Origin of the sequence: Streptomyces ossamyceticus, from assembly GCF_001418475.1 — a bacterium.
GTDB classification, from domain to species: Bacteria; Actinomycetota; Actinomycetes; order Streptomycetales; family Streptomycetaceae; genus Streptomyces; species Streptomyces ossamyceticus.
Window position 1 is genome coordinate 1 of sequence record NZ_LIQX01000001.1, and the last position, 10,922, is coordinate 10,922.

7 protein-coding genes and 1 pseudogene are annotated in these 10,922 nt (G+C 70.8%); 2 read left to right on the plus strand and 6 right to left on the minus strand.

Annotation, left to right across the window (positions count from 1 at the left end; genetic code table 11):
- From AOK15_RS00005 to pgsA, 3 genes are all read right to left on the minus strand, one after another.
- Positions 1–1,072 (minus strand): glycosyltransferase family 4 protein (locus AOK15_RS00005; RefSeq protein ID WP_055511290.1); only part of this gene is annotated, 1,072 nt, incomplete at its 3' end.
- On the minus strand, positions 1,069–2,025 hold the full coding sequence (locus AOK15_RS00010; protein WP_055511291.1) for a phosphatidylinositol mannoside acyltransferase: 957 nt from the start codon (positions 2,023–2,025) through the stop codon (positions 1,069–1,071). The genes AOK15_RS00010 and AOK15_RS00005, both read right to left, overlap by 4 nt.
- Positions 2,022–2,780, minus strand: a complete 759-nt coding sequence (gene pgsA / locus AOK15_RS00015) for a phosphatidylinositol phosphate synthase (protein ID WP_079058215.1) — start codon at positions 2,778–2,780, stop codon at positions 2,022–2,024. The genes AOK15_RS00010 and pgsA overlap by 4 nt, the downstream gene beginning before the upstream one ends.
- Before the next feature lie 261 nt (positions 2,781–3,041).
- Here pgsA and AOK15_RS00020 point away from each other — a divergent pair, with 261 nt between their 5' ends.
- Positions 3,042–5,240 (plus strand): elongation factor G-like protein EF-G2, encoded by a 2,199-nt coding sequence (locus tag AOK15_RS00020; protein ID WP_055511295.1) that lies wholly within the window; start codon positions 3,042–3,044, stop codon positions 5,238–5,240.
- Positions 5,241–5,527: 287 nt separating this feature from the next.
- Complete coding sequence (locus AOK15_RS00025; protein ID WP_055511297.1) at positions 5,528–7,198, plus strand: hypothetical protein; 1,671 nt, start codon at positions 5,528–5,530, stop codon at positions 7,196–7,198.
- Between the two features lie 252 nt (positions 7,199–7,450).
- On the opposite strand, the gene AOK15_RS00030 is transcribed toward AOK15_RS00025, so the two are convergent.
- The 3 genes and pseudogenes from AOK15_RS00030 to AOK15_RS00040 all read right to left on the minus strand — a co-directional run.
- Complete coding sequence (locus AOK15_RS00030; RefSeq protein ID WP_055511298.1) at positions 7,451–8,011, minus strand: HIT family protein; 561 nt, start codon at positions 8,009–8,011, stop codon at positions 7,451–7,453.
- 181 nt (positions 8,012–8,192) lie between these two features.
- Positions 8,193–10,169 carry a threonine--tRNA ligase gene (gene thrS / locus AOK15_RS00035; RefSeq protein WP_055511300.1) on the minus strand — a complete coding sequence of 659 codons (1,977 nt, stop codon included), beginning with the start codon at positions 10,167–10,169 and terminating at the stop codon, positions 8,193–8,195.
- A 250-nt stretch (positions 10,170–10,419) separates the two neighbouring features.
- A pseudogene (locus AOK15_RS00040) lies at positions 10,420–10,922 on the minus strand (hypothetical protein); the annotation flags it as partial.

The window sequence follows — 10,922 nt, forward strand, 5'->3', positions numbered from 1 at the left end:
CGACCCCGCCCGCCGCGCCGACCGTCGACCAGTCGAAGCGGCGGACATGGGCGCTGCCGCGTTCGCGGAGCTCGGCGCGGCGGGCGGGGTCGCCGAGAAGGCGTACGGCGGCGCTGGCGAGCGCGTCGGCGTCCTCGTTGGCGAACAGCTCACCCGCGGCGCCCTGGTCGAGGACCTGGGCGAACGCGTCGAGGTCGGAGGCGAGCACCGGGGCGCCCGCCGACATGGCCTCGACGAGGATGATGCCGAAGCTCTCGCCACCGGTGTTGGGGGCGACGTACACGTCGACGCTGCGCAGGAAGCGCGCCTTGTCCTCGTCGCTGACCATGCCGAGGAACTCCACGCGCGAACGCAGTTCCTCGGGCAGCGAGGCCACGGCCTCCTCCTCGTCCCCGCGCCCGGCGACCAGCAGCCGGGTCTGCGGACGCTCGGCGAGGATCTTCGGCAGCGCCCTCATCAGGACGGGCAGGCCCTTGCGGGGCTCGTCGATACGGCCGATGAAGCCGAGCGTGTCGCCCTGCCAGTCGGGCTCGGGCTTGGCGCGGGCGAAGAAGTCGACGTCGACGCCGTTCGGGATGACGACCGCGTCGCCGCCGAGATGCTCGACGAGGGTGCGGCGGGCGTACTCGCTCACCGCGATGCGCGCGCTGATCTTCTCCAGCGCGGGCTGGAGGATCGGGTACGCGGCGATCATCGCCCGCGACCGCGGGTTGGAGGTGTGGAACGTGGCGACGATCGGCCCCTGGGCCGCCCAGCACGCGAGCAGGCCGAGCGACGGCGAGGCCGGCTCATGGATGTGGATCACGTCGAACGTGCCCTCGTGCAGCCAGCGCCGCACCCGGGCCGCCGACAGGAACCCGAAGTTCAGACGGGCCACCGAGCCGTTGTAGGGCACCGGGACCGCGCGGCCCGCGGAGACCACGTACGGCGGCAGGGGCGTGTCGTCGTCGGCGGGGGCCAGGACGGACACCTCGTGGCCGAGACGGATGAGATGGTCGGCCAGGTCGCGGATGTGGAACTGCACTCCCCCGGGTACGTCCCAGGAGTAGGGACAGACGATGCCGATCCTCACGGGCGTCCCTTCCCGGGGTCCTCGGAGGACCCCTTGGAGGTCCTCTCAGGATCCTTCGCGGGATCGAGGTCCGCGAGCCACAAGCGCTGGAGCATGTGCCAGTCCTCCGGATGGTCGGCGATGCCGGTGGCGAAGGCATCGGCCAGCGCCTGTGTCATGACAGACGTCTTCTCGGCGCGGGTACCTGACTGGGGTACCTCGATCGGGGGGTGGACCCGCCCCTGCATGACGGGCGAGTCGTCGTACCAGAGCGTGACCGGCAGGAGCAGGGCTCCGGTCTGCTGGGCGAGGAGGGCGGGTCCGGCCGGCATCCGGGTCGGCTCACCGAAGAAGTCGACCTCGACGCCGGAGGCGGACAGGTCGCGGTCGGCGACCAGGCAGACCAGGCCGCCGTCGCGCAACCGCCGGGCCAGCGTGCCGAAGGCGGTGCCACCGTTGTGCGGCAGGACCTCCATGCCGAGCCCCTCGCGGTAGGCGACGAAGCGGTCGTACAGGGATTCGGGCTTGAGGCGCTCGGCGACCGTCGTGAACGGGGTCTTCAGCTCGGTGGTGACCCAGGCGCCGGCGAGGTCCCAGTTGGCGAGGTGGGGCAGGGCGAGGATGACTCCCTGGCCGGAGGCGAGGCCGTCCGTCAGATGGTGGAGGTCCTCGGGGGCGAAGCCGCTCCTTATCCGCTGCTCGCTCCAGGCGGGGAGCCGGAAGGACTCCATCCAGTAGCGCAGGTACGACCGCATGCCCGCGCGGGACAGCTCCGCGAGCCGCTCGGGGCTCGCGTCCGGCACCACGCGCGCGTAGTTGGCCTCCAGGCGGCGGACGAGTGGGCCGCGCCGCTTCCAGGTGGTGTCGGCGATCGTGGTGCCGAGGCGGACGGCGACGGGTTCCGGCAGCTTCTTCACGGTGCCCCAGCCGAGGCCGTACAGCCCGTCGGTGAGGCGCTCCTGCAGACCGCTCACGAGGTCGCCTCGCTGTTGCGCGGGGAGTCCCCCGAAGTCGTGTCCGTGGGGGCGGACGCGGCGGCCTCCGCCTCCGCCTCGGCGGACTCACGACGCACGGTGACCACGCGCTGGATCAGCGTGACGAGGCTGCCGACGGCGACGATCCACAGGGCGATCGGCAGCAGGACGTCGATGCCGGGCACGCCGAACGTGTGCAGTCCCGAGAGACCGGCCGCGACCAGCGAGATCACCAGGCGCTCGGCGCGCTCCACGAGGCCGTTGACCGCCACCGGCAGACCGATCGACTCGCCGCGCGCCTTGGTGTACGACACGACCTGGCCGCTGGCCAGGCAGAAGATCGACACCGCGCACAGGACGTTGTCGTTGCCGCCGCCCGCGTACCACAGGGCGAAGCCGCCGAAGATCGCGCCGTCGGCGACACGGTCGAGGGTGGAGTCGAGGAAGGCGCCCCAGCGGCTGGAACGGCCCATCTGGCGGGCCATGTTGCCGTCGACGAGGTCCGAGAACACGAACAGCGTGATGACGACGGTGCCCCAGAAGAACTCGCCCCGGGGGTAGAAGACCAGCGCGCCCGCGATCACTCCGGCGGTGCCGAGGAGCGTGACCGTGTCGGGGCTGACGCCCCTGCGGATCAGAAACGCGGCGAACGGTGTGAGGACACGCGTGAAGAATGCACGCGCGTACTTGTTCAGCATGGCCTTCCCGAGGGTCGGTGTCGCCGGGCGGCCCCTGCTGGCCGTCGGCTGGCCCATCGTAGCCACGGGTGTGCACGGGCGACCGTCGGGCATCGGCCTGCCGTGTCCTGTCCTGAACGCACCGGTGGCGCGGCGGGGGCGCGGCCGGCCGTCACCGCGCCCCACCTGCTCGGGAGGAGGGATCACGTCCGTCGTATGGACGCACCACGACGGGAGTGGAAAGCTCGAAGGACCGCGGGCGTCGCCGGAGCCGCCACCGCACGCGGCCCTCGCGTGTCCGCGCCCACAGTGACCTCACCGTGCACGGGAGGCAGGACCATGGGCGACAAGGCGAACGCACACCCCGGGGCCGCCGGCAGAGCTACGGCGGCCGACCACCCCGCGTCCGTACGGAATGTGGTGCTGGTCGGCCACTCCGGATCGGGCAAGACGACTCTGGTGGAGGCTCTCGCGCTGACCGCGGGAGCCGTGAACCGGGCGGGCCGTGTGGAGGACGGCGGCACCGTCTCCGACTACGACGAGATCGAGCACCGGCAGCAACGCTCGGTGCAGCTCTCCCTGGTACCCGTGGAATGGGGCGGGTACAAGGTCAATCTTCTGGACACCCCCGGATACGCCGACTTCGTCGGGGAACTCAGGGCCGGTCTGCGAGCGGCGGACGCGGCCCTCTTCATCGTCTCGGCCTCCGACGGCCTCGACGGCTCGACCCGCATGGTGTGGGAGGAGTGCGCGGCGGTCGGCATGCCGCGGGCGATCGTGATCACGCATCTGGAGGCCGCGCGGGCGGACTTCGAGGAGATGACGCGGATCTGCGCGGAGACGTTCGGCGGGGACGACCCCGACGCCGTACTGCCGCTCTACCTGCCCCTGCACGGCCCGCAGAGCCCGGACGGGCACGCGCCCGTGACCGGGCTGATCGGCCTGCTGTCGCAGAAGCTGTTCGACTACGCGTCCGGGGAGCGCAAGGAGTCCGAACCGGGCCCCGAGCAGCTGCCGGACATCGAGGAGGCACGCAACCGGCTGATCGAGGGGATCATCTCGGAGAGCGAGGACGAGACCCTCATGGACCGCTACCTCGGCGGCGAGGAGATCGACCTCAAGACGCTCGTCGACGACCTGGAACGGGCCGTCGCCCGCGGTGTCTTCCACCCCGTGCTCGCCGCTGCACCCGCCGCCGAGGGCGCCCGCCAGGGCATCGGCACCGTCGAGCTGCTGGAGCTGATCACCGGCGGCTTCCCCACACCTCTGGAGCGCGAGGCGCCGTCGGTCACCACGCCGGACGGCGCGCCGCGGGAGATCGGGGCGGCCTGCGATCCGGACGGGCCTCTGGTCGCCGAGGTCGTGAAGACGGCCAGCGACCCCTATGTGGGCCGTATCTCGCTGGTGCGGGTCTTCTCCGGGACGCTGCACCCCGACGAGACGGTGCATGTCTCCGGGCACGGGCTCGCCGACCGCGGACACGAGGACCACGACGTCGACGAGCGGATCGGCGCCCTGTCGGCGCCCTTCGGCAAACAGCAGCGAGCCCTCACGCACTGCATCGCGGGCGACCTGGCGTGCGTGGCGAAGCTGAACCGCGCGGAGACCGGCGACACCCTGTCGTCGAAGGACGACCCACTGCTCATGGAGCCCTGGGAGATGCCCGACCCGCTGCTGCCGCTCGCGATCCAGGCACACAGCAAGGCCGACGAGGACAAGCTCTCCCAGGGCCTGTCCCGGCTGGTCGCCGAGGACCCGACGATGCGGCTCGAACAGAACCCGGACACCCACCAGGTGGTGCTCTGGTGCCTGGGCGAGGCGCACGCCGACGTGGCACTGGAGCGGCTGCGCAGCCGGTACGGCGTCCAGGTCGACGTCGTCCCGCACAAGGTCTCCCTGCGGGAGACGTTCGCCGGCAGGTCGGCCGGGCGGGGCCGCCATGTGAAGCAGTCCGGCGGGCACGGGCAGTACGCGATCTGCGAGATCGACGTGGAGCCGCTGCCCGGCGGTTCGGGCATCGAGTTCGTGGACAAGGTCGTCGGCGGGGCGGTGCCCCGGCAGTTCATCCCGTCCGTCGAGAAGGGCGTGCGGGCACAGGCCGCCAAGGGGGTAGCGGCCGGCTATCCGCTCATCGACGTGCGGATCACGCTGCGGGACGGCAAGGCGCACTCGGTGGACTCCTCCGACGCCGCGTTCCAGACGGCGGGCGCGCTGGCGCTGCGCGAGGCGGCCTCCGACGCGAAGATCCATCTGCTGGAGCCGGTGGCCGAGGTGTCGGTGCTGGTCGGCGACGAGTACGTGGGCCCGGTCATGAGCGACCTGTCGGGGCGGCGCGGCCGGGTCGTGGGTACGGAGCAGGCGGGCGGCGGGCGCACCCTGGTGCGCGCCGAGGTCCCCGAGATCGAGATCGACCGCTACGCCGTCGATCTGCGCTCGCTCTCCCACGGCACCGCGCGTTTCGGCCGCCGCTACACCCGCCACGAGCCGATGCCGCCGCAGGTGGCCGAGCGGCTTCGCGAACGGGCGAAGGAGAACTGAGGGCGAACTGACGGTTCGGGATCGGCGGAAGGGACTGCCGGCATGTCGGCGGGCGGCCGCGGCCGTCCGCCGACGGGTGTCGGGGCCCCGTCCTCCCGCTCGGGAGGGCAAGGCCGGGGGGTTCCGTGAATGTCCGTTCTTCGCGCCGCGCGATGTCCGTGGCTGTGGATAGGCTGATCACCTGATCGACAAGTGTTGCTTGATCAGCTCCGGATCGGGTGATGACCTGATCAACAGGTGTGCGGAGCACGGAAGTCGGGAAGAGCCGCAGGAGCGAATGTGCGGCGATGGGGGCGGCGGTGGCGGACGAATTCGATTTCACTCCCGGGGCACAGGTGCCTCTGACGGGCACCGCGGGACAGACGGCGGCGACGTACGCCCTGGCGTCCGCGGCCTACCGGGACAACGAGGTCGACGAGATCCTCAAGGCCAACAACGAGTGGCACAAGTCCTCGGTGAAACCGGGCCGCAAGTGGGCGACGATCTTCCGGCCGAACCTCGGGGAGGCGTTCTCCCTCGCGGTGCGGGACCGGATGGTCGGTGCGGGCCGCAAACCGCTCATCCAGTCCTTCGGCATGGAGCCGCAGGTCGTCGTCGAGCACTGCCTCGCGGCGACCAACATCCGCCGGGAGCGCGACAACTGGCTGTCGGCGGTGATGGTCCTGTGCGGCCTGCTCTTCCTGCCCGGCCTGCTGCTGTGGCTGCTGGTCTTCCAGATCCGCACGACGATCTCCAAGCGTGAGGACAAGCGGGCCGGTGCCCTGGGCAGCACCCTGCTCGTCGCCGTGGGCGCTCTCGCCGTGATCATCCTGCTCAGGATGCCGTTCGACGGGTTCTGGGCCTGGTACGCCCGCGCGTGCGTGGTGCTGCCGGTCGTCGGCTGGTTCTGGGCCAAGCAGATCTGCGAGCGCACCGCCCAGGACCTGCGGGACCGCTGGTCCGGCCTGCTGTCCGGCGGCGGCATCGGCGCCAAGGTCCCCGAGGCCGTGCCGGGCAGCCCCGGCGAGACCAAGGCTGAGCAGCTGCGCAAGGAACTCGCCCGGCTCAGCGCCGAGCAGCGCTCCAATCTCGTCTTCTACGCCGGCCCCAAGGGCATCCTCGGCATGGGTACCCGGTGGGGCAGCTGGCAGCTGGCCGAGGACCTGGTGCCCGCCGAGTCCGGCAAGGAGATCCACCCGTTCCGCAGCTGGGACGTCATACGGGCCATCCACGACCAGCTGCGGATGCTGGAGCGCACCCCCCTCAACACGGGTGGTTTCACGGCTCCTTCCATCAAGCACTGGATCGTCAGCCCCATCGGTGAGGGCGCCGGGGCCGTGGCACGGCCCGACGGCACCGACGTGGAGGCGTACCAGTACAAGAACCACGCCATACAGGAGATCTGCAACAAGCAGCACTTCGGCAGCGGCAACCGGCACTACCTGGGTGTGCAATGGACGCTCTGGGACGGCCAGTTGATCATCACGATGCTGGTGACGGTCACCGTCCTGCACCAGACGCTCCGCATCGAGGTGACCGGGCACGCCCTGGGTCCGGTGCACGGCCTGTTCACGACCGGGCCTGCGGCCAAGGAGAAGGAAGTCCAGAAGTCGGTCAGGTTCTGGGAGACCCGCAAGATCAAGCTCCCCCTCGTCGACGCCGACGAGGTCGTACGGCTCACCGCGCGCGCCCCGCTGACCTGGTACCCGCCGCTGCTCAACTGGCTCGGCGGCTCCATGGGCCTGCCGGAGCCGTTCGGTCTGCGGCACGCCTGGGCGGACCAGCCGTGGCGGCACCGGTTCATGGCCGACGACGCGCTGCGCGCCGCGACGCCGGTCCTGCGGGTCGTCCACAACGCCGCGATCAAGGTGCTGGCGGAGAACGGCGTGGACACGGAGAAGTTCGGCTCCCGCTCGGCGTTCCTCAGCGGGGCGGTGCAGGATCCCACGCCGCGTAAGGCGGACGTCTACGACGCGTGAGCGCTGCGCCGGCTTGGGCGGGGTGCCTTGTAGCTCGGGGGTGCGTGTTCGTTGACGGGTGCGGGTGGTGTGTGGTTGCTCGCGCAGTTCCCCGCGCCCCTGAAGGCTTGGGCCTGCGGCCCGGCCTTCAGATGAAAAGCCTGGGGGCGTAGCCCCCGGCTTTTCAGGGGCGCGGGGAACTGCGCGATCAGCCACAGCTGACCTGCACCCGCCGGCGATCAGGCACCCGGCAGACGGACAGGCGGCCCTCTCTCACACGCTGGGCCACGCCTCCGCCAGCATCTTCCTCGTGTCGCCCAGGAGCTGCGGCAGCACCTTCGTGTGGCCCACCACCGGCATGAAGTTCGTGTCGCCGCCCCAGCGGGGCACGATGTGCTGATGGAGGTGGGCCGCGATGCCAGCGCCGGCGACCGTGCCCTGGTTCATGCCGATGTTGAAGCCGTGCGCGCCGGAGGCGGTACGCAGGGCGGTCATGGACTGCTTCGTGAGTTCGGCCAGCTCGGCGGTCTCCGGGACGGTGAGGTCCGTGTAGTCGGCGACGTGCCGGTACGGCACGACCATGAGGTGGCCACCGTTGTACGGGTAGAGGTTGAGCACCGCGTACACGTGCTCCCCGCGCCGGATGATCAGGCCGTCCTCGTCCGACTTGGCCGGGATGGAGCAGAACGGGCAGCCGTCGTCGGCCCCCGGACCGGTCGGCTTGTTCTCGCCCTGGATGTAGGCCATCCGGTGGGGCGTCCACAGGCGCTGGAACGCGTCCTGCGTTCCCACTCCGATCTGCTGTTCCGGCTCACTCGTCATGCAGTGCAGCATATGGCTTCGTCCGTTCGCGGCGTGTCGCCGGGTGCCGGGGCGGGACGGCCGGGACCAGGCCGGGGCGATGGACCAACCGGCCCCGGCTCCCGATGATGTTCGCCCGCGAGGACGAGCGGAGGCCCCCGGGGATCCACACCCCCGGGGGCCTCCTTCTCACGCGCTCAGCGGCGAGGGCGGCTCACACCTGGACGCGGCGCTCCACCACGTCGGCGAGCTTCGCCAGCGCCTCGTCACGCGGGATGCCGTTCTCCTGCGAGCCGTCCCGGTAGCGGAACGACACCGTGCCCGCGTTCATGTCCTCGTCGCCCACGATGACCATGAACGGCACCTTCTGCTTCTGGGCGTTCCTGATCTTCTTCTGCATGCGGTCGGAGGACGCGTCGACCTCGACGCGCAGCCCCTTCTTCTTCGCCTCCGCGGCGAAGCTCTGCAGGTACTCGACGTGCGCGTCGCCGATCGGGATCCCGACCGCCTGGACGGGCGCCAGCCACGCCGGGAACGCGCCCGCGTAGTGCTCCAGGAGCACCGCGAAGAAGCGCTCGATGGAACCGAACAGCGCGCGGTGGATCATGACGGGGCGCTGCTTGGTGCCGTCCGGGCCGGTGTACTCCAGGTCGAAGCGCTCGGGCAGGTTGAAGTCGAGCTGGACCGTCGACATCTGCCAGGTGCGGCCGATGGCGTCACGGGCCTGCACGGAGATCTTCGGACCGTAGAAGGCGGCGCCGCCCGGGTCCGGGACCAGCGGGAGGCCCTGCTTCTCGGCGACCTGGCGCAGCGTCTCGGTGGCTTCCTCCCACGCCTCGTCGGAGCCGACGAACTTCTCCGGGTCCTTGGTGGAGAGTTCCAGGTAGAAGTCGGTGAGGCCGTAGTCCCGCAGGAGGTTCAGGACGAAGGTGAGCGTCTTGTCGAGCTCCTCCGCCATCTGCTCGCGGGTGCAGTAGATGTGCGCGTCGTCCTGCGTGAAGCCGCGGGCCCGGGTCAGCCCGTGTACGACGCCGGACTTCTCGTAGCGGTAGACGGTCCCGAACTCGAAGAGGCGCAGCGGCAGTTCACGGTAGGAGCGGCCGCGCGCGTCGAAGATCAGGTTGTGCATCGGGCAGTTCATGGGCTTGAGGTAGTAGTCCACGCCCTCGTCGAGCTGCATGGGCGGGTACATGCCGTCGGCGTACCAGTCCAGGTGGCCCGAGACCTCGAAGAGCTTCCCCTTCGTGGCGTGCGGGGTGTAGACGAACTCGTAGCCCTCCTCCTCGTGGCGGCGCCGCGAGTAGTCCTCCATGACCCTGCGGATGATGCCGCCCTTGGGGTGGAAGACGGCGAGACCGGAGCCGATCTCGTCCGGGATGGAGAACAGGTCGAGTTCGTTGCCCAGCTTGCGGTGGTCACGCTTCTCGGCCTCGGCGAGGAAGTCGAGGTGCGCCTTCAGCTCCTCCTTCGAGGGCCAGGCCGTGCCGTAGATGCGCTGGAGCATGGGGTTCTTCTCGCTGCCGCGCCAGTACGCGGCGGCGTTGCGCATCAGCTTGAACGCCGGGATGTTCCGGGTGGTGGGCAGGTGCGGACCGCGGCAGAGGTCCTTCCAGCACAGGTCACCGGTCTTGGCGTCGAGGTTGTCGTAGATCGTCAGCTCGCCGGAGCCGACCTCGACGTCCGCGCCGTCGTCGGAGGACGCCGATCCCTTGAGACCGATCAGCTCCAGCTTGTACGGCTCGGCCGCGAGCTCCTCGCGGGCGGCCTCGTCGGTGACGACGCGGCGGGCGAAGCGCTGGCCGCGCTTCTGGATCTCCTGCATCTTCTTCTCGATGGCCTTGAGATCCTCGGGCGTGAACGGCTTCTCGACGTCGAAGTCGTAGTAGAAGCCGTCCCGGACCGGCGGTCCGATACCGAGCTTGGCCTCCGGGAACAGCTCCTGGACGGCCTGGGCCATGACGTGCGCGGTGGAGTGCCGCAGGATGTTCAGGCCGTCCTCGGAGGAGATGTCGACGCCCTCGACGGTCTCGCCGTCCTGCACCTCGTACGCGAGGTCCTTCAGTTCACCGGCCACGCGGGCCGCGACGATGGCGCGCTCACCGGCGAAGAGGTCGGCGGCCGTAGTGCCCGTCGTCACCACGCGCTCTTCCCGCTCGGAATCGCGTTGGATGATCACACGGACGTCTGACACCGGTCTCTCCTGCCTGATGGTGGTCGCGCACGCGTCCGCGTACGCAGACAGGAATCGTACCGAGCCGGGGGTGCCCTCTGCGAAACGGTTACGCCCTCGCCGGTCCTCGCGACCCGGCGAGGGACGCCGAGGGCCCGTACGTGGCTGCCGCTCGCTCCCGCGCGGGGGTCTGCGCCGCGACCCGCGTATGGGGGCTCTCACTCGCCGCCCCGCGCGGACTCTCGCTCGCCCGCGCCCCACAGGGGCCCTCTCACTCCCCTCCGCACGCCTCCTCGAAGAAGGCGGTGATCTCCGCCGTTTCCTGGAGCGACTTCATGAGGCGGTCCCGCTCCGCCTCGTCGACCTCCACGGGTGCGACGCCGCCCGCGTCGGTGAGCCGCCGGAAGCCACCCCGGCTCTCCAGCCGTCCGTGGACCCGTACCGGCAGTCCGACGAGATGGGCGTGCCCCGCGATCCGGTACGCCTCCTCGTCGAGGGTCATACGGACGTGCGGGACCTCGGCCCCGGCGAGGACGCGCAGCCGTACGGTTCCCTCGCCGCGCGCGGCGGACCGGCGCATCCGGACCACGGCCCCGGTGAGGCGGACGGGCACGGAGGGTTCCTCGCGGAGGTAGCGGGCCCCGGCCTCGCGCAGCACGGGCAGGTCGCCGGGTGAGAACTCGACGGGCTCGGTCGGGGTCGCCCCGCCTTCGGGGACCCCGGCGGCGGGCGCCCACTCGACGGCGACGCGGGCGCCCTCGGTGCCCCGGACGA